We start from the raw sequence: 19361 nt of genomic DNA, 5'->3' as shown, positions 1-19361 counted from the left end.
TCAGTACGCCAGGGGACGAGTGGTGTATGTCAGTTCGCAGTAGCCAAGATCCATGCGAGGTGACCGGCGGCGAGCGTTGCGGCCCTGTTCACGCCCAGGTCATCCGGGCTGCCAACGATCCTTGACAACGGAGCCCGCAACCCGCACGCCAGACCGCTCGCCTTCGCGTTCGCACCGGGGAGACCGCCATGCATCGCAGATCCCGCAGCACCACGGAACCCCAGCTCGACCGCCGTGCCTTCCTGGCCGCGGCGGGCGCCGTCACCACGGCCGCCGGACTGGGGCTGGGGGCGGGCGACAGCCACGCGGCCGCCGATCCCCCACCCGAACCGGCCGCCCGGGCGACCGCCACCGCGACCGCCCAGGCCGGCACCCCCACGGTGGAGCCCTCCGCCGCCCCCACCGGGGCCGGGACCACGCTGGTCTCCGTCGCCGCGCCGCGCGGCACCGGCGGCTACCGGCGCCTGGGCGACGGGCCCGGCTGGCCCCGGCGGGTACGGGCCGAGCTGGCCGCGCCCCAGGGCGGCCGCGAGGACCGGCGCACCACCCTCGCCTCCTTCGTGCAGTTCACCGACCTCCACCTGACGGACGTACAGCACCCACTGCGCTACGAGTTCTTCCGCTCCGGCGAGCCCGGCGCCTGGCGTCCGCACGAGGCGCTCACCCTGCCCGGCGTGGTCTCCCTCGTCGAGCGGGTCAACAAGGTGCGCCGGGGCCCGGTGACCGGTACTCCGTTCGCGTTCGTGATCACCACGGGGGACAACGGGGACGAGAACGCCAGGATCGAGGTGGAGTGGTTCCTCACCGCCCTCAGCGGTGGCCGCCTCGACCCCAACACCGGCGACCCCCGCCACTACGAGGGCGTCCAGAACAGCGGCCTCAAGCTCTACTGGCACCCCGAGGGCGACCTGCGCGACCAGGACAAGCAGGCCGGCTACCCGAGGATCGACGGCTACCTCGACGCCGCCACCCGGCGGGTCACCAGCCCCGGCCTCAACATCCCCTGGTACTCCACCTTCGGCAACCACGACCTGCTCTCCGGCGGCTGCTACCCGGCGGTGGGCTCCTACATCGCCGACGTCTGCGTCGGCGACCGCAAGCTCCAGTACGTCCCGCCGGACGAGGCCAAATACCTGATGCAGGGCGAGGCGGGCGGCTCCGATCCCAGGGGCAAGCGCATAGAGGCCATGCTCAAGACGCACCGCAAGGAGATGCGCCGGATCACCCCGGACCCGCGCCGGGCCCCCCTCACCCCCCGCCAGTACATCGCCGCGCACCTCGACCCCCAGCACGCCGGCCAGGGGCCGATCGGCCACGGCTACACCAAGGCCAACCTCGACTCCGGCACCCTCTACTACACCTTCAAGATCTCCGAGAAGGTCATCGGCGTCAGCATCGACTCCACCGACCCCGGCGGCCACTACCAGGGCTCCCTGGGCACCGACCAACTCAACTGGCTCGACCGCACCCTGACGGCACATCAGGACCAGTACGCGCTGATCTTCAGCCACCACCCGAGCTGGAGCATGACCAACACCGTCCCCGACCCCACCCGGCCCCGCGACAAGCGCCACGGCGGCGACGAGGTGATCGCCCTCCTCCAGCGCCACAACAACGTCCTGGCCTGGATCAACGGCCACAGCCACCGCAACCGCATCCGCCCCCGGGGCACCTTCTGGGAGATCGCGACCGCCTCCCACGTCGACTACCCCCAGCTCGCCCGCGTCATCGAGATCACCGACAATCACGACGGGACGATCTCCCTGTTCACCACCCTCATCGAGTCGGACGCCCCCTACCGCACCGACTTCCAGGACCTCTCGCAGTCGGGCCTGGCCTCCCTCTACCGCGAGCTGGCCTTCAACGCCCCCGGCTCGGACACCTCCCTCGCCGGGACGCCCACCGACCGCAACACCGAGCTCGTCCTCTCCACCCGCTGACCCGCCGGCCCGCGGTGCCGCGCGGCCCGGCGCGTCACCGCGGCAGCACCACGACGTACGAGGTGGGCCCGTGGTCGGCCGACGCCACCAGGGCGGTGCGCACGACCGCCGCCTGCTGCTCCAGCGCCGCGTCGTCGCGCAGCTTCCTCGGCGTCAGCCGGATCAGCGCGATGCCCAGCCGGTCCAGGTACTCGCGCTTGCGGGACGGCTCCGACCACGGCGCCTCGCCGTCCTGGCGCGGGGCCCGCACGTCGATCTCCACCGCCACCCCGTGGTCCGGCCAGTACGCGTCCACGCTCCCCAGGCACGGCCCGCCGGGCAGCCGCAGGTCGACGTTCCACAGCGGGGCCGGCAGCGCGTGCTCGCGCACCATGTCGTACAGCCGCCCCTCCGCGAACGACCGGCCCTCGGCCAGCAGCGCGTCCACGGCGTCCACCACGTGCGGCCGGCTCAGCAGCCGCGCCCGCGACAGCTCCCGGACGAGCGCCGAGGGCTCGCAGTGCCCGCCGCGCACCGCCTCCGCCAGCAGCCGCCGGACGGCCTGCGGGTCGGTCAGCCGCGCCACGGTGTCGGCCACCGCCCGGGCGGCCGGGGCGACGGGCAGGCCCGTCACCAGCTTCGGCCGAGGCACGGTGTGCGCCCGGACCAGCCGGACGAAGCCCGTCGCGCGCAGCCGGCGGGTGCGCGGCACCAGGACGTCGATGTGCTCCAGGGAGAGCAGCGAGGGCACGGAGGTGAAGCGGTGGAGGGCCAGCGCGGCGGGCCCGGTGATCATGGCCTGGCCGTAGGGGGCGGGCGGGGCGTCGCGGTCCGCGACCGGGCCGGGCTGCCGGGGCACCCGGTCGCGCGGCACGGTGTACATCAGGGCGGCGTGGAGCCGCTCCTCGCTGGTGGCGGGTCCGGTGCGGAGGAGGAAGACCCCTGGCAGCAGCTGCTGCCAGGGGCCGCCGGGGCGGCACCGCTCGGCGGTGACGGATCCGGTGACGCCGTGCTCCCGCAGCTGACGTGTACTCAGGACGCGGTGGCGGACGTCGGAGAGGTGGTGGAGGGGGCGGGGGGAGAGGGGGGTGTTGGGGTTCATGACCCGGCCATTCCCGCTCCCCGGCCGCCCCCTAACCGCTGTTACGGGCCCGTCGTCACTTCATGACAACGTGCCCGGCGGGGCGGTGGAGTTGGGTCGAAACTGCGTCGGATCAGGCCGTAACCGCGTTCGCGTCGCACTCCTGGGCGCGCAGGGCCCGCGCCAGGTCGTCCCGCGCCTCCAGCACCAGCCGCCGCAGCGCCGGGGGCGCGTCCGCGTGGTCCGCCAGCCAGGCGTCGGTGGCGGCCAGGGTCTCCGGATGGTCCTGGAGCGCCGGGAACAGCCCGCGCACCACGGCCATGGCGATCTCGATGGACCGCTCCCGCCACACGCGCTCGATCACCTCGAAGTAGCGCGGCGCGAACGGCGCCAGCAGTTCCCGCTGTCCCGGCTGGTCGAAGCCCGCGATGGTGGCCTCGGCCAGGGCGTTGGAGAGGGTGTCGGAGTCCACGACCGCCCGCCACGCGGCCTCCTTGACCTCCGCTTCCGGCCGGGAGGCCAGGGCGCGCACCTGGTGCCGCTTGCCGGAGGCGGTGTTGTCCCGGGCCAGCTCGGCGGTGAGCGCGGACTCGCCGACGGCGCCCCGGGAGGCCAGCGCCGCCTGGAACGTCCAGCGCAGCTCCTGGTCGACGTCCAGCCCGTCGATCTTGGCGGTGCCCTCCAGCAGTCCGCGCAGCATCCGCAGGTCGCCGTCCTCGCTCGCGTGGGCGGCGAAGAACCGCGCCCAGGCCAGCTGGTGGCCGCTGCCCGGCTCGGCCAGCCGCAGCTCGCGCAGCGCGCTGCCCGCGAGCTCCCGGCCGGCGGTCTCGCGCCGGGCGGGGGCCGCGTAGTGGGCGAGCGCCTCGGTGGCCCGGCTCTGCACCATCTGGAGCACGCCGATGTCGGTCTCGGCGCCCGCGAAGCGCTGGACGAGATCGAGGTAGTCGCGGGTGGGCAGCAGCCCGTCGCGGGTGAGGTTCCACAGCGCCGACCAGCACAGGGCCCGCGCCAGCGGGTCGGTGAGGTCGCCCAGGTGCTCGCGCAGGGTGGCCAGCGAGCCCTCGTCGAAGCGGATCTTGCAGTAGGTGAGGTCCTCGTCGTTGACCAGGATCAGCTCGGGCCGCTCGGCGCCCGCCAGCTCGGCCACGACCGTCCGGGGGCCGGTGATGTCGACCTCGGCGCGGGCGTAGCGCAGCAGCGGGGCGCCCGGCGCCTCGCGACGGTAGAGGCCGACGGCCAGCCGGTGCGGGCGCAGCTCCGGATGCGTCTCGGTGGCCTCCTGGAGGATCGCCAGCTCGGTGATCCGGCCGGCGGAGTCGTAGGTGGCCAGCGGCGTCAGCGCGTTGACGCCGGCCGTCTCCAGCCAGGAGCGCGACCAGGCGGCCATGTCCCGGCCCGAGGTCTCCTCCAGCACCTGCAGGAGGTCGGTCAGGCGGGTGTTGCCGTAGGCGTGGCGCTTGAAGTAGCGCCGGGCGCCCTCCAGGAAGGCGTCGCGGCCCACATAGGCGACGAGCTGCTTGAGGGCCGAGGCGCCCTTGGCGTAGGTGATGCCGTCGAAGTTGAGCTTGGCGTCCTCCAGGTCGTGGATGTCCGCCGTGATCGGGTGGGTGGAGGGCAGCTGGTCGGCGCGGTAGGCCCAGGCCTTGCGCTGGTTGGCGAAGGTGACCCAGCCGCTGGTGTAGCGGGTGGCCTCGACGAGCGAGAAGGAGCCCATGAAGTCGGCGAACGACTCCTTGAGCCACAGGTCGTCCCACCACTCCATGGTGACCAGGTCGCCGAACCACATGTGCGCCATCTCGTGGAGGATGACGTTCGCCCGGCGCTCGTAGGCCGACCGCGTCACCTTGCCCCGGAAGACGAACTCCTCGCGGAAGGTGACACAGCCCGGGTTCTCCATCGCGCCGATGTTGTACTCGGGGACGAACGCCTGGTCGTACTTCCCGAAGGGGTACGGGTAGTCGAAGTGGTCGTGGAAGAAGTCCAGGCCCTGCTTGGTGACGGTGAAGATCTCGTCGGCGTCGAAGTGGGGGGCGAGCCCCTTGCGGCACAGGGCGCCCAGGGGGATGTCGAGGACGGTCCCGTCGGCGAGGGTGCGGCTGTAGTGGTCGCGGACGACGTGGTACGGGCCGGCGACGACGGCCGTGATGTACGTGGAGATCGGCCGCGTGGGGACGAACCGCCAGGTGGCCGAGGAGTCGTCCACGGGCTGCGCCTCGCCGTCCTGGGCGCCGTTGCTCAGCACGGTCCAGCCGGCGGGCGCGGTCACCGAGAAGGTGAAGGGGGCCTTGAGGTCGGGCTGCTCGAAGTTGGCGAAGACCCGGCGGGCGTCGGCGGGCTCGTACTGGGTGTAGAGGTAGACCTCGCCGTCCTCGGGGTCGACGAACCGGTGCAGCCCCTCGCCGGTCCGGCTGTACGCGCAGAGCGCGTCGACGACCAGCACGTTCTCGGCGGCCAGGTCCGTGAGCGCGACCCGGGCGCCGTCGAAGACCTCCTTGGGGTCCAGCTCCCGGCCGTTGAGGGTCACGGCGGTGACGGCGGGCGCGACCAGGTCCACGAAGCTCGCGGCGCCCGGCTCGGCGCAGCGGAAGCGGATGGTGGCGACGGAGCGGAACGTCCGCGGCTCGTCGCCCGGCCCGCCCGCTCCGGTCGCGGAGCGCAGGTCCAGCGCCACGTCATAGGCGTCCACGGTCAGCAGCCGGGCGCGGACGCGGGCTTCCTCACGGGTCAGGTTCTCACCGGGCACGACGCGGCTCCCTCGGCTTGGTCTCGTCTCTCGTCCCATTTATCGAACACCAGGAATGATGGCATGCGGCTCCTTGTTGAATCACCGACCAACCGGCTGCAGAGGAGCCCCGCGTGACCGTCGAGAGAGTGACCGCCGACTTCTGGTTCGACCCCATCTGCCCGTGGGCCTGGATGACCTCGCGATGGATGCTGGAGGTGGAGAAGGTCCGGCCCGTCGACGTGCGCTGGCACGTGATGAGCCTGGCCGTGCTCAACGAGGAGAAGCTGGACGAGCTCCCGGAGCAGTTCCGCGAGGCGATGGCCCGCGGCGGCTGGGCCTGGGAGCCGGTGCGGGTGTGCGTCGCGGTCGAGCGGCAGTTCGGCGGCGAGGCGCTGGGCCGCTTCTACACCGCGCTGGGCACCCGCTTCCACAACCGCGACCTGCCGCGCACGCGCGAGACGATCGCGGCCGCCCTGGAGGACGCGGGCCTGCCGGCCGCGCTCGCGGACGCGGCGGACACGGACGAGTACGACAAGGACCTGCGCGCCTCCCACAAGGAGGGCATCGAGAAGGTCGGCCAGGACGTCGGCACCCCAATCATCTCCGTGCCCGGCCCGGACGGCACCGAGGTCGCCTTCTTCGGCCCGGTCGTCACCCCGGCCCCCAAGGGCGACGCGGCGGCGAGGCTCTGGGACGGCACGCTGCTGGTCGCGTCGACCCCGGGCTTCTACGAGATCAAGCGCACCCGGACGGTCGGCCCGATCTTCGACTGACGGCCCGATGACCGGCCCACCGGGCCGCACCTGTCCAACGGGCGCCTGCCCAGTCCGTCCATTAATGTCCCCGTATGGGCCAGACCGACCTGACCCGGCCCCTCGGCCGCACCGGCGGCTGGGCCGACCCGGAACCCCACTGCGGCAACGCCGAGCACGGCACGCTGCCCGTCCGCCCCTACGACCTGCTCACCCTCGCCGCCTGCCACACCCTCGCCGCCCTGTGGCGCCTGCTCGGCCTGCGCAACGCGGCCGGCATGCTGCGCCACTACCTGCGCGGCGACGGCACCCCGCACCGCGTCGACGCCGAGCGGCTGCTCGCCCTGCCCGCCGTGCGGGCCGCCGCGGAGGCCCAGCTGGCGCGGTGGCGCGCCGAGGCCCTGGAGCGCTGGGCGGCGGCGGGGGACCGCGCCCCCGCCGCCTACCCGGCCGACAGCGGCTGGCGCGACGTACTGATCAGCCGCCACGTCAGCCCCGACTGGTGGCTGGCGCTGCGGTACGTCGAATTCCGGCTGACGGGCACGGTCCGCGTCGCCGCGGACGGCACCACCGTCGTGGACTACCGCTGCGCCGTGCACAAGGCGTGGAACTTCGATCGCGGGGGACGGGAGCTGGGCGTACCCTTCACTCCGTTCGCCCGGTTGCACGAGACGGGCCTGGCGAAGGAGTTCGCCGTGACCGGCGAGGCGTTCGGCCACCACAGGTGAGGGACGCGAGAGGCCCCCGCGCGATGCGACCGCGCGGGGGCCTCCACCATGCCTGCCACGTGAAGGGTGAGAAGACGATCACGAGCAGGCGGCCTGAAGGGGAAAGGTCGGGCGGGGATCAGGGCGCCAGGATGATGGCGCTGCCCTTCTCCTTCGCCGCGAGGTAGCGCGCGCTGACGTCCTGCCAGTTCACGACGGCCCACATGGCGTCGATGAAGTCCACCTTCTGGTTCTTGTACTGCAGGTAGAAGGCGTGCTCCCAGGCGTCGAAGACCAGGATCGGCACGGAGCCCTGGCCCACGTTGCCCTGGTGGTCGTAGACCTGCTCGACGATCAGCCGGCCGCTGACGGGCTCGTAGGCGAGGACGCCCCAGCCGGAGCCCTGCGTGGTGGCGGCGGCCTTGGTCAGCTGCGCCTTGAACTTGGCGAAGGAGCCGAAGGACTCGGCGATGGCGCCGGCGAGCTCGCCCACGCCGTCCTTGTCCAGCGGCTCGCCGCCGCCGTCGCCGGTCATGTTGGTCCAGTAGATGCTGTGCAGGATGTGGCCGGAGAGGTGGAAGGCCAGGTTCTTCTCCAGGCCGTTGATCGAGCCCCACTGGTCCTTGTCACGGGCCTCGGCGAGCTGCTCCAGGGTGTCGTTCGCGCCCTTGACGTACGCCGCGTGGTGCTTGTCGTGGTGCAGCTCGATGATCTCGGGGCTGATGACCGGGGCCAGCGCCGAGTAGTCATAAGGAAGTTCAGGAAGTGTGTAGATGGCCATGCCGAGCCCTCCGACTACTTATTGCGACCTACTTGCAGGTAGACGCTATCAGTAAGTACGTGTCAGAAGTGGTAAGGGGGGAGGGCTTCGGTCCAAAGACGGAGGCGGGGTAGGTCCTGAAGATCAGGACCTACCCCGCCTCGGTCGAAGGGGGAAGGCGACGCGTCAGCGCTTCGCGGCCACCGCGCGCTGCCGCAGGTATCCGATCAGCGCGAGCGCGATCGTCAGGCCACCCGTGAAGTACAGCTGGATGCGGGTCTCCTCCTCGCGGAGCATCAGGCCCAGCACCCCGAGGATGCCGATGATGGCGGCCCAGGTGAGGTAGGGGAAGAGCCACATCTTCACCAGCAGCTGGTCCTTCGGGGTGCGCTTGCGGCCGCGCAGCTGGGAGACGGCGATGAAGCCCCAGACCACCAGCGTGGCGGCGCCCACCATGTTGAGCAGCCACTTGAAGATGGTGTCCGGCCACCAGTAGCTGAGCAGCACGGCGACGTAGCCGAAGGTGGCGGAGGCGATGACCGCGTAGCGCGGCACGCCACCGCTGACCTTGCCCAGCCTGCGGGGGCCCTGGCCCCGGGAGACGAGCGAGAAGGCGATGCGCGAGCAGCCGTAGATGTTGGCGTTCATCGCCGAGAGCAGGGCGATCAGCACGACCACGTTCATGATCTGGCCGGCGCCGGGGATGTCCAGGTGGTTGAGGACGGCGACGTAGGGGCCGCTCTTGACGACCGAGGGGTCGTTCCAGGGGATCAGGGTGACGACGACCAGCAGCGAGCCCACGTAGAACAGGGCGATGCGCCACATGGCCGTGCGGACCGCGCTCGCCACGCCCTTGCGCGGGTGCTCGGACTCGGCGGCGGCGATGGTGACCGTCTCCAGGCCGCCGTAGGCGAACACGGAGGCGAGCAGGCCCACGACGAGGCCGTTGCCGCCCATGGGGAAGAAGCCGCCGTTCCCGGTGAGGTTGGACGCGCCGGGGGCGTGCGTGCCGGGGAGGACGCCCGCGATGGCGAGGATGCCCAGGACCAGGAAGACCGCGATCGCGGTCACCTTGAGGGCCGCGAACCAGAACTCGAACTCGCCGAAGTTGCTCACCGCCGCGAGGTTGCTGCCGGTGAAGACGACCATGAACAGGGCGACCCACATCCAGGAGGACGTGCTGGGGAACCAGTTCGTCATGATCGCCGCCGCGCCGATGCCCTCGGCGGCGACGGCGACGCACAGCAGGGTCCAGAACACCCAGCCGGCGGTGAAACCGGCCCAGGGGCCGATCATCCGCTCGGCGTGGACCGAGAAGCTGCCCGAGGCGGGGTTGGCCGCGGACATCTCACCGAGCATGCGCATCACGAGCATCACGAGAATGCCGGAGGCCGCATACGCGAGCACGATCGACGGGCCGGCGGCGGCGATGCCCGCGCCGGATCCCACGAAGAGCCCGGCGCCGATGACGCCGCCGAGCGCGATCATCGACAGATGACGCTGCTTGAGTCCGTGCGACAGCGAGGGGCCCGGTGGGGTGTCCGGGATCGCGTCGGCGGGGCCGGTCGCCGGCGGGGAGGGTATACCAGTCATGATCGTAAAAGCCCCGTTGAGTGTGAGTGGAAAAGTTGCCTCAGTGTGGAGGTCAGGTTGGCCGAGGACAACACCCTTCACACATCTGTCCGGTATTCAGACAGACATGTGACCTTCCGCGACTGACATTTCGGCAGAAACGAAATTCATCAGCGGTCGACGGCCGCCGAGGACCGCTGCCGGAGGTCCCGCAGCAGGGCCACCGCGACCACCGCGGCCGTCGCGCCGGCCGACCACAGCAGTTGCGGACGCGCCGCGTCGTCGGTCAGCATCAGCACCAGCACGGCGCCGATCGCGGCCAGCGCGACCCAGGTCAGATAGGGGAAGCACCACATGCGCAGGGTCAGCAGCTCCGGCGTCTCCCGCTCGATCCGCCGGCGCAGCCGCAACTGGGAGACGGCGATCAGGCCCCAGACGAAAAGCAGGACCGAGCCCACCGCGTTCAGCAGATACTGGAAGATCGAATCCGGCCATTCCAGATTGAGAATCACCGAGACAAAGCCGAACGCGACCGAGGCGAGCACCGCCCGCCGGGGCACTCCGCCCGCCCCGACCTTCAGCAGCGCGCGGGGGGCCTCCTTCCGCTCGGCGAGCGAGAAGACCATCCGGGACGAGCCGTAGAGGTTGGCGTTCAGGGCGGACAGCAGCGCCACGAAGACCACGACGTTCATGATCTGACCGGCCGCCGGCACCCCGATGCGGTCGAGCACCGCCACATAGGGGCTCTCCCCGGGCTTCAGCGACGACCAGGGCAGCAGGGTGACGATGACCAGCATCGAGCCCACGTAGAAGAAGAGGATGCGCCACACGGCGCTGCGCACCGCCCGGCCCACCGCGCGCGCCGGGTCGTCGGACTCGGCGGCCGCGATCGTGAGGACCTCCAGCCCGCCGAAGGCGAAGACGACGGCCAGCACACCGGAGACCACCCCGCCCCAGCCGTGCGGCAGCAGCCCGCCCTGGCCGGTGAGGTTCGTCATGCCGACGGCGTCGGTGTCGGGAAGAACGCCGAAGATCGCAAGAAGGCCCAGGGCGAGGAAGAGCACGATCGCGCCGACCTTGAGGGCGGCGAACCAGAACTCGAACTCACCGAAGTTCTTCACGGCCGCGAGGTTGGCAGCAGTGAAGACGACCATGAACAGCAGCACCCAGCCCCACTGCGGCACCCCCGGCGCCCAGCCATGGGCGATCCGGGCCGCCGCCGTGGCCTCCACGGCGAGCACGACCACCAGCAGGAACCAGTAGAGCCAGCCCACCGAGAACCCGGCCCAGCGGCCCAGCGCCCGCTCGGCGTGCACCGAGAAGGCGCCCGACGCGGGCATGGCCGCCGACAGCTCGCCCAGCATGCGCATGATCAGCATGGCGAGCCCGCCGGCCAGCAGATAGGACAGGATGATCCCGGGCCCGGCGACCGCGATCCCGGCGCCCGAACCCACGAAGAGCCCGGCGCCGATCACCCCGCCCAGCCCGAGCATCGTCAGATGGCGCTGCTTGAGACCCGCCGCAAGCGGTTCCTTCTCGCCGGCGAGTGGCTCGACGACGGGCGGTGCATCGTGCATGGAGCTCGTTCTTTCGGGTCTTGCGAAGGTGTGCGCATCTGCAAGAACGCAAACGCGCGCAAAGGGTAGGGACCAGAGTCTCCCGGGCGAGGGCCACTGGCCAAGCTCCACTCGCGCTCCGTGACGAGCATCACGTTTCCCGGTGAAACCGTCACCAACTGTGTGTACTCAGCACCTCGCGCCCCTCCACGCGTTCGGAACCCGCCAAGACCGGGCGTCGGCCTTTGTCACCGCTGCCCGGTGCCCAAAGCGTCACGCTCGGCTAACGTCGGCGTGTCCCACCCGTCCCTCATCACTCGCGGAGTACCGATGGCCACCGCCGCCACCCTTCCCCGGACCGGTACGGTCCTCGCCGACCTGCTCCCCGCCTCGACCGCCGGCCGGGCCCGCGTCCGCGACGCCGCCCTGATCGTCGGCGGCGCCGCGCTGACCGGCCTCACCGCCCAGATCGCCGTGCCCGTCCCCGGCTCCCCGGTCCCGGTCAGCGGCCAGACCTTCGCCGCCCTGCTCGTCGGCACCGCGCTCGGCGCCCGCCGCGGCTTCCTCTCCCTCGCCCTGTACGCCGTCGCCGGCGTCGTGGGCATGCCGTGGTTCGCCGAGGCCCGCTCCGGCGCCGCCTTCCCGTCCTTCGGCTATGTGCTGGGCATGCTGCTCGCCGCGACCGTCGTGGGCGCCCTGGCCCGCCGCGGCGCCGACCGCTCCGTGCTGCGGACCGCCGGCACCATGGCCCTGGGCTCCGCGATCATCTACGCGGTCGGCGTCCCCTACCTGGCGCTGGCCACCCACATGTCGTTCGCCGAGGCCGTCGCGGCGGGCCTGACGCCCTTCCTCATCGGTGACGTCCTCAAGGCCGCGCTCGCGATGGGCGCGCTGCCGACGGCGTGGAAGCTGCTGGGCCGCCGCGGCTGACCGTATATATACGAACGGGCCGGGCCCGCACCCCGAGGGGGTGCGGGCCCGGCCCGTTTCGCGTACGGCTCGATTACTCCGCCGCCTGGACGGCCTTGCGCCGCTTGTCCAGGACCAGGCCGACGGCCAGGACCAGGACGCCCACGAGGGTGGAGAGCAGGACCTGCTCCCGGTTGTCGCCGCCGTCCACGACCATGTAGCCGAGGACGAAGACGATCATGGCGATGGTGGCCCAGGTCAGGTACGGGAAGAGCCACATCCGGACGACGAGCTTCTCCGGCATCTCGCGCAGGATGACCCCGCGCATCTTCAGCTGCGTGACGCAGATGACCAGCCAGACGAAGAGGGCGACGGCACCGGAGGAGTTCAGCAGGAACTTGAAGACGGTGTCGGGCCACAGGTAGTTGAAGCCGACCGAGATGAAGCCGAAGACGACCGAGCCGAGGATCGCCGCCGCCGGGACGCCACGGGCGTTGACCTTGGCGAAGGCCTTCGGGGCGTCGCCGCGCTGGCCGAGGGAGAAGGCCATGCGGGAGGCGGTGTAGAGGCCCGAGTTCAGGCAGGACAGCACGGCGGTCAGCACGATCACGTTCATGATCTGGCCGGCGTGCGGGATGCCGATCGAGTCGAGGGCCGCGACGTAGCTGCCCTTCTCGGCGATCTCCTTGGAGTCCCAGGGGAGCAGGGAGACCACGACGAGGATCGAGCCCAGGTAGAAGACGCCGATGCGCCAGATGACGCTGTTGGTGGCCTGGGTCACCGCGCGCTGCGGGTCCTCGGACTCACCGGCGGCCAGGGTGACGATCTCGCTGCCCATGAAGGAGAAGACGACCATCAGCACACCGGTGAGGATCGCCCCGGGGCCGTGCGGCAGGAAGCCGCCGTGCGAGGTCAGCAGGTCGAAGCCCTGGCCGGGGTTGTCGGAGCCGGGCAGCACGCCGAAGACGGCGAGCAGACCGATGACGACGAACGCGGCGATCGCCACGACCTTGATGCCGGCGAACCAGAACTCGAACTCGCCGTAGGAGCTGACCGAGGCCAGGTTGGTGGCCGTGAGGACGACCATCACGATCAGGGCCCAGCCCCACTGCGGCACGGCCGGGACCCAGCCGTGGAGGATCTTGGCGCCGGCGGTCGCCTCGACCGCGAGCACGACGACCCAGAAGAACCAGTACAGCCAGCCGATGGTGAAACCGGCCCAGCGGCCCAGCGCCTTGTCCGCGTAGGCGGAGAAGGAACCGGAGGTGGGGTTGGCGGCGGCCATCTCGCCGAGCATCCGCATCACGAAGACGACCATCGCGCCCACGAGGGCGTACGAGATCAGGATGCCGGGACCGGCGGCGGCGATGCCGGAGGCGGAACCCACGAAGAGGCCCGCGCCGATGACACCACCGATAGCGATCATGGACAGGTGGCGGTTCTTGAGTCCGGCCTTGAGGCCGTCCCCGCCCGACGCCGGGGCGTTTCCGGGATCGCCGGTCGTCGACCCCTTCGTCATGGTCGGCGGTGTCGCGCTCATCTGCACGTTCCTTCGGGTTGTTCCTCTGGGTCTCGGGTTGCGAGCCACCGAATTAGAACTTCTTGATGCCGCCTTTAGGAAGACCCGAATCCATTTCGTTGTGTTCACCGAGAGTTACGAAAGGGGGTCACCGGCCCCTGCTGACGGATCCGCCCCCGGGGTCGTGCCACACTCGGACGCATGCGCGTGTACCTCGGTTCCGACCATGCCGGCTACGAACTCAAGAACCACCTCGTCGAGTGGCTCAAGGCCCAGGGCCATGAGGCCGTCGACTGCGGTCCCCACATCTACGACGCCCAGGACGACTACCCGCCCTTCTGCCTCCGCGCCGCCGAGAAGACGGCCGCGGACGCCGACGCCCTCGGCATCGTGATCGGTGGCTCGGGCAACGGCGAGGCGATCGCCGCGAACAAGGTCAAGGGCGTCCGGGCCGCCCTGGCCTGGAGCGAGCAGACGGCCTCCCTCGGCCGTGAGCACAACAACGCCAACGTGATCAGCGTCGGCGCCCGTATGCACACGCAGGAGGAGGCGACGAAGTTCGTCGAGATCTTCCTGGCCACGCCGTACTCCGGTGACGAGCGTCACACGCGCCGCATCGAGATGCTGAGCCGCTACGAGACCACGGGCGAACTCCCGGCCATCCCGGCCCACCACCCGCAGCAGGACTGACGGGATCTTTCCCTCACCCACCCGGTTCCGGGTGATCGGGCGGGTGGGTGGGGGAGGACCGCCGCGAAGCGGCGGAAAAAACGAGCCGTCCGGGAGGACACCCCATGCCCGAAGGGCATACGATCCACCGCCTGGCGGCGGACCACCACAAGGCGTTCGCGGGACGAACCGTCCGCGCGACCAGCCCCCAGGGCAAGTTCTCCGACAGCGCGGCGCTGATAGACGGCCAGGTCCTCGAGACCGCCGAAGCCCACGGCAAACACCTTTTCCTCGGCTTCGCCGCAACCGGCTGGGTCCACATCCACCTGGGCCTCTTCGGCAAATACACCTGGGGCACCGGCCAGGCGGCCCCGCCCCCCACGGACACCGTCCGCCTCCGCCTGGCGACCACGAACGCGAGCGGCACCGCGTACGCGGACCTGCGCGGCCCGACGACCTGCGCGCTGATCACCGACGGCGAGAAGCAGGCGATACACGACCGCCTGGGCCCCGACCCGCTGCGCCCCGGGGACGACGGCGGCCGCGCCTACGCCCGGGTCTCCCGCAGCCGCACGAGCGTCGCCGCCCTCCTCATGGACCAGAAGGTCGTCGCGGGCGTCGGCAACGTCTACCGGGCCGAGGTCCTCTTCCGGCACGGCATCGACCCGTACCGCGCCGGCCGTGACGTGACCCGCCGCGAGTGGGACGCGATCTGGGCGGACCTCGTCGACCTCATGCGCGAGGGCGTGCGCAACAACCGCATCGACACCGTGCGCCCCGAGCACACCCCCGAGGCCATGGGCCGCCCGCCGCGCGTGGACGACCACGGCGGCGAGGTCTACGTCTACCGCAGCGCGGACCGGCCGTGCCTGGTCTGCGGCGGCGCGATCCGCACCGCGGACCTGGCCGCCCGCAACCTCTTCTGGTGCCCGACCTGCCAGCAGGCGTGACCGCCACAAGGCGACAACCCGTCAGAACCCGTGCGGCAGCCAGGGCGCGACCGCGCTCGTGAACGCGACCGACGCCTCCGCCAGCGCCCCCTCCCGCAGCTCCCGGACCCGTCCCGCGCCCGCCAGCGCGGCCAGTGACGTCCCGCCCAGATAGGCGGCGCCCAGCTCCCGCGCGGACAGGGCCAGATCGGCGGCGTCGCGCGTCCGCGCGCACGTCGCGCCCTTGGCGTCGCCGGTCAGCCGCCACCGCCCGGTGTTCCAGGGGCAGAACGCGTCCGTCACGTCGAGGACGACGTCCACGGGCGCCGCGTACGTCCGCGCCGCGAGCGCGTCACCGACGTCGACGAGCCGCAGGTGCAGCTGGTCGGCGACCTGGACGTCGCAGCGCCGGATGTCGTCGACGAGCTGGAGCAGCGGATCGTCGACGGGGAGGCTGAACGCGTCGATCTCCGAGGTCAGGTCGAGACCGAAGAGGTAGCGCCACAGAGCGGCGCGTGCCGCCGGGGTCAGGGCCTCCAGATCGCGCAGGACGACCGTGCCCCGGGGGCCGCGCCGGTCCCAGGAGGGCCGGATCGCGTAGCGGGCGTACCCGACGGTCTCGCCGTCGGCCTCGGCCAGGACGCAGTTCAGGGGCGAGGCGCCGTCCCGCTTGTCGACGGGGTCGAGCAGGGGCACGGCGTCCCAGGCGGGCTGCCGGGCGAGCATCCCGGGGCGGGTGGTGACCCGGCGCGCGTACACCTCCTCGCACGCGGCACGCGCGTCCTCGGGCGCCGACAAGCGGATCCGCACACCATCTGTTGCGTATGAGCCGTCTGTGGCTGATGGGTCTTCCGGTATGACAAGTCGCACGCGGGAGGTGTCGACACGCGCGTGAATTCTGTGTGTCGCGATTCCGTACCCGAACCGCCCGTAGATACCCGGCTCGGAGGCGGTCAGCGCGGCCAGCGGCTCACGTCGCTCCCGGACGCCCTCCAGCAGGTGCCGCATCATCGACGTCAGCACCCCCTGCCTGCGGTGCGTCGGCCGGACGCCCACCATGGTCACGCCCGCCGCCGGCACCAGCGAGCCGCCCGGAACCGCCATCCGGAAGGCGAAGGAGCCCGCCGAACCCACCACGTCGGGTCCGTCCCAGGCCCCGATCGAGCGGTCGAAACGGGTCAGTTCCCGCCACAGCGTCCGCTCCTCCGGTGTCTCCGGTACGCCACCGAAAGCCAGCTCCAAGGTGCCGTACCACTGATCCCAATCGGTCGGCCGCAGTACCCGTAGATCCGTCGTCATAACCCATGCCTAGCAACGCAATCCCGTTCAAGCGAACGAATTTCGCATATGGTTGCTCTCCGGGTGCTGACCCGGCGCTCCGAAGGCAGCCGTGTCGGCGCGGCGTGAATCGACGCACCGCCGAATGGGTGGATAAGGTCCCGATGCAATGACTGGCGGTGCGGAGACTCCGACGGCCCGGATGCGCAAAGCACTGCACCGGGCCCGCACGAGCATGCGCAAAGCCGGGGTCGACTACTTCCGCGGCGACGGCTCCGACTCGGTCGCCCTCACCGCCCTGCTGCTGGCCGTCCCCGCCCTCGCCTGGGGCACCGTCGCCCAGCCCGAGTGGTGCGCCCCGGCCGCGCTCGTCCTGCCCATCGTCGCGGGCGGCCTGCTGCTGCGCCCGGCGAGCCTGCTGGGCCTGTACGCCGCGTCGGCCGCCGCCCTCATCATGGAGTCGGCGCTCCTCGACGACCCCTCCCACCACGGCGCGGAACGCGTCACCCCCGGCACCATCCTCGTCGTGGCGGCGGTCGGTTTCTTCGGCCTGCTGATCGCGCAGTTCCGCAGCCGGGTCGGGGTCCCCTGGAGACGCGGCGGAACGATGCTCTTCGACCTCCGCGAACGCATCCGCGTCCAGAGCAAGCTCCCCAAGCTGCCCCGGGGCTGGCACCGCGAGATGGCGCTGCGCCCGGCCGGCGGCCAGTCCTTCTCCGGTGACTTCGTCGTGGCCGCGCGCACCAACGGCGGCCGCACCCTGGAGGTCGTCCTGACGGACGTCTCCGGCAAGGGCATGGACGCCGCGTCGCGGGCCCTGCTGCTCTCCGGCGCCTTCGGCGGTCTCCTCGGCTCCCTCCCGCCCCACGCCTTCCTCCCGGCCGCCAACGCCTACCTCCTGCGCCAGGACTGGGACGAGGGGTTCGCCACCTCCGTCCACCTCGTCCTCGACCTGGAGACGGGCGACTACGAGCTGCTGTCCGCCGGCCACCTGCCCGGCCTCCAGCTCTGCGCCGGCACGGGCCGCTGGGAGGAGAAGGCCGCCGAGGGCCCCCTGCTGGGCGTCTACGACGGCGCCCAGTTCGACCCGGTGAAGGGCAGGCTGCGCCCCGGCGACGTCCTGATGCTCTTCACGGACGGCCTGGTGGAGACGAACGAGCGCGAGCTGACGGAGGGCATGGACCGCCTCACGGGCGAGGCCGACCGCTACGTCACCTCCGGCTTCCACGGCGCGGCCTGGCACCTGATCGAGGCGGTCGCCAAGGACGTCAACGACGACCGCGCCCTGCTGCTCATCTGCCGCGAGACGGGAGCGGTGCCGGTGAGCCGGAAGTCGCCGTCCGCGGGAAAACAAACCGTCCGTCCGGCAAAGTGACACTCTAAAAATCCGATAAGCAAGATTCCGGCCACCTGCGCCTACCCTCGGGGCCAGCCCAGGAGAAGAAGGTGCGTCGTGAGGTTCAGACTGATCGGCCCGTTCGAGATCGTGACCGACGAGGGCGAGGTCCGCCAGGCGGGGACGCCCAAGGTCTCGCAGACACTGGCCCTCCTGCTGATACGGGCGAACGAGATCGTCACGACCGAGTCCCTCATCCGTGAACTGTGGCAGGGCGCCGCGCCGCGCAGCGCCCTGAACACCGTGCAGACCTACATCCACCACGCCCGCAAACTGCTGGCACAGGAGGGCCGCCCCGCCGGCCGCGACCCGCTGCTGACGCTGCGGCCCGGCGGCTACATGATGCGGGTGGCCCCGGAGGCCGTCGACATCAAGGTCTTCGAGCGCCTGGTGGCCCAGGCCAGGGCCGACGTCCGGGAGTGCCGCCACGAGAGCGCGGAGGCCGCGCTCGGCCGGGCCCTGGACATCTGGCGGGGGCCGCTGATGGTGAACGTGCCCACGGGCGACGTGCTGTCGAGCCGCATCGCCCGCCTGGAGGAGATCCGGGTGCGGGCCCTGGAGCTGCGCATCGAGGCGTGGGCCGCGCTCGGCCGGCAGCGCGACGCCATCGCCGAACTGCGGGTGCTGGTCCACGACTACCCGCTCAACGAGTCCTTCCACGGCCAGCTGATCGCGGCCCTCCACCAGGCCGGGCGCCGGGCCGAGGCGCTCCAGGCGTACCGGCAGATGTACCGCATCCTCTGGGACGAGCTGGGCCTGGAGCCCTCCGGCGACATCCAGCGGCTGCACCAGGAGATGCTCGCCACGCCCCCGCCGTCGTCCCCGCCGGCGCGGCGGGCGGCCGCCGGGTCGTCGCGCCGGCCGCCGCAGCGCACGGCCTCCCTGGGCGGGCCGCCGCCCGCCGGCCTCGCCTGGCGCCGGCCCTGCCGCCCCGAGCTCGCGCCCTGACCGCCACCGGCAATCGATCGGGGGAGGTCTCAGCGCTGCGTCTCGTCTGTCCAAATCCGACTGGTCAAATCCGTACCGCGCAGTACTTGTACACGCCAAGGATCAATGCGGAGAACGTGGTACTGGGGATCGGTGGGGCCCTCGCGCCAGAAGTTGCGCGGGTTGTAGCCGACGCCGGCGGGGCTGCCCTTCCGGTAGAGGTCCCAGGCGTACGCCCGTGTCTCGGCGTCCGTCGCCCAGGTGGAGACGCTGTCGATGAACACCGCGTTCTGGCGCGGATTCCAGTACGAGTAGGTGGTGTGCGGGTTGTTCGCCAGGTGCGCGGCCTTGACCGGCGTCTTGTAGGCGGCGAGCCAGCCGACCGGCCGGCCGTCGACCACCTCCCATATCGGCAGCAGCACCCGTGCGCGGGGCCGCCCCTTCCGGTCGACGGTGATCATTGTGCAGTAGACGATGTCCCGGATGTATTCGAAGAACTTGTCCTCGATTTCGGAGAACGTCGTAACTTTCGTGGCCACAGCGGATCCTCGGCATTCATCATGAGTCGTCCTGTCCGCCGTCAGCATGCATGGCCCGAACCCGCTGCGGAAGGAGGCACTTTCACCTCACCCACGCACCGCCGGGGTACCGCGCGCACGACA

The 19361-nt window shown here is 71.3% G+C and carries 16 protein-coding genes; 8 read left to right on the top strand and 8 right to left on the bottom strand.

Annotated features, from left to right (window positions below; translation table 11 throughout):
• Nucleotides 1-188 precede the first annotated feature (188 nt).
• Entirely contained in the window at nt 189-1940 is a 1752-nt protein-coding gene (locus tag IE096_RS16640; protein ID WP_189452378.1) for a TIGR03767 family metallophosphoesterase, read from the top strand.
• A 34-nt stretch (nt 1941-1974) separates the two neighbouring features.
• Here the strand turns inward: IE096_RS16640 and IE096_RS16635 are convergent, their stop codons facing one another.
• Both IE096_RS16635 and pepN read right to left on the bottom strand, forming a co-directional pair.
• Nucleotides 1975-3021 (bottom strand): hypothetical protein, encoded by a 1047-nt coding sequence (locus IE096_RS16635; RefSeq protein ID WP_189452376.1) that lies wholly within the window; start codon nt 3019-3021, stop codon nt 1975-1977.
• A 112-nt stretch (nt 3022-3133) separates the two neighbouring features.
• Nucleotides 3134-5743: an aminopeptidase N gene (pepN, locus tag IE096_RS16630; RefSeq protein WP_189452374.1), complete on the bottom strand. Its 2610-nt coding sequence runs from the start codon at nt 5741-5743 to the stop codon at nt 3134-3136.
• A gap of 113 nt (nt 5744-5856) precedes the next feature.
• On the opposite strand from pepN, the gene IE096_RS16625 reads away from it, so the two are divergent.
• Both IE096_RS16625 and IE096_RS16620 read left to right on the top strand, forming a co-directional pair.
• The gene (locus IE096_RS16625) at nt 5857-6498 is read left to right on the top strand and encodes a mycothiol-dependent nitroreductase Rv2466c family protein (protein WP_189452372.1); all 642 of its coding nucleotides are present in this window, start codon (nt 5857-5859) and stop codon (nt 6496-6498) included.
• Nucleotides 6499-6572: 74 nt separating this feature from the next.
• Entirely contained in the window at nt 6573-7205 is a 633-nt protein-coding gene (locus IE096_RS16620; protein ID WP_189452370.1) for a hypothetical protein, read from the top strand.
• Between the two features lie 118 nt (nt 7206-7323).
• On the opposite strand, the gene IE096_RS16615 is transcribed toward IE096_RS16620, so the two are convergent.
• The 3 genes from IE096_RS16615 to IE096_RS16605 form a co-directional block, all read right to left on the bottom strand.
• A complete protein-coding gene (locus IE096_RS16615) occupies nt 7324-7965 on the bottom strand; it encodes a superoxide dismutase (RefSeq protein WP_189452367.1) in 642 nt (213 codons plus the stop codon).
• Nucleotides 7966-8130: 165 nt separating this feature from the next.
• A complete protein-coding gene (locus IE096_RS16610) occupies nt 8131-9537 on the bottom strand; it encodes an amino acid permease (RefSeq protein WP_189452365.1) in 1407 nt (468 codons plus the stop codon).
• 149 nt (nt 9538-9686) lie between these two features.
• Nucleotides 9687-11093: an amino acid permease gene (locus tag IE096_RS16605; RefSeq protein WP_189452363.1), complete on the bottom strand. Its 1407-nt coding sequence runs from the start codon at nt 11091-11093 to the stop codon at nt 9687-9689.
• Between the two features lie 309 nt (nt 11094-11402).
• On the opposite strand from IE096_RS16605, the gene IE096_RS16600 reads away from it, so the two are divergent.
• A complete protein-coding gene (locus tag IE096_RS16600; protein WP_189452361.1) occupies nt 11403-12002 on the top strand; it encodes a biotin transporter BioY in 600 nt (199 codons plus the stop codon).
• A 73-nt stretch (nt 12003-12075) separates the two neighbouring features.
• Here IE096_RS16600 and IE096_RS16595 read toward each other — a convergent pair whose 3' ends face one another.
• On the bottom strand, nt 12076-13521 hold the full coding sequence (locus IE096_RS16595) for an amino acid permease (RefSeq protein ID WP_189452358.1): 1446 nt from the start codon (nt 13519-13521) through the stop codon (nt 12076-12078).
• A 180-nt stretch (nt 13522-13701) separates the two neighbouring features.
• Between IE096_RS16595 and IE096_RS16590 the strand changes: the two genes are divergently transcribed.
• Together IE096_RS16590 and IE096_RS16585 are read left to right on the top strand one after the other, a co-directional pair.
• The gene (locus tag IE096_RS16590) at nt 13702-14190 is read left to right on the top strand and encodes a ribose-5-phosphate isomerase (RefSeq protein WP_189452356.1); all 489 of its coding nucleotides are present in this window, start codon (nt 13702-13704) and stop codon (nt 14188-14190) included.
• A 104-nt stretch (nt 14191-14294) separates the two neighbouring features.
• Nucleotides 14295-15119 (top strand): Fpg/Nei family DNA glycosylase, encoded by an 825-nt coding sequence (locus IE096_RS16585; protein ID WP_189452354.1) that lies wholly within the window; start codon nt 14295-14297, stop codon nt 15117-15119.
• A gap of 21 nt (nt 15120-15140) precedes the next feature.
• Here IE096_RS16585 and IE096_RS16580 read toward each other — a convergent pair whose 3' ends face one another.
• Nucleotides 15141-16397 carry a GNAT family N-acetyltransferase gene (locus IE096_RS16580; RefSeq protein WP_189452352.1) on the bottom strand — a complete coding sequence of 419 codons (1257 nt, stop codon included), beginning with the start codon at nt 16395-16397 and terminating at the stop codon, nt 15141-15143.
• Between the two features lie 148 nt (nt 16398-16545).
• Here IE096_RS16580 and IE096_RS16575 point away from each other — a divergent pair, with 148 nt between their 5' ends.
• Together IE096_RS16575 and IE096_RS16570 are read left to right on the top strand one after the other, a co-directional pair.
• Nucleotides 16546-17751, top strand: a complete 1206-nt coding sequence (locus tag IE096_RS16575) for a PP2C family protein-serine/threonine phosphatase (RefSeq protein WP_229820243.1) — start codon at nt 16546-16548, stop codon at nt 17749-17751.
• Nucleotides 17752-17829: 78 nt separating this feature from the next.
• On the top strand, nt 17830-18720 hold the full coding sequence (locus IE096_RS16570) for an AfsR/SARP family transcriptional regulator (RefSeq protein WP_189452350.1): 891 nt from the start codon (nt 17830-17832) through the stop codon (nt 18718-18720).
• A gap of 29 nt (nt 18721-18749) precedes the next feature.
• Here the strand turns inward: IE096_RS16570 and IE096_RS16565 are convergent, their stop codons facing one another.
• A complete protein-coding gene (locus IE096_RS16565) occupies nt 18750-19238 on the bottom strand; it encodes a pyridoxamine 5'-phosphate oxidase family protein (RefSeq protein WP_126914152.1) in 489 nt (162 codons plus the stop codon).
• Between the last annotated feature and the right edge of the window lie 123 nt (nt 19239-19361).

This window comes from Streptomyces abikoensis (assembly GCF_014648775.1).
Lineage (GTDB): Bacteria > Actinomycetota > Actinomycetes > Streptomycetales > Streptomycetaceae > Streptomyces > Streptomyces abikoensis.
The sequence above is the reverse complement of the archived record's forward strand: the minus strand, read 5'-3'. Positions and strand labels throughout refer to the sequence as shown.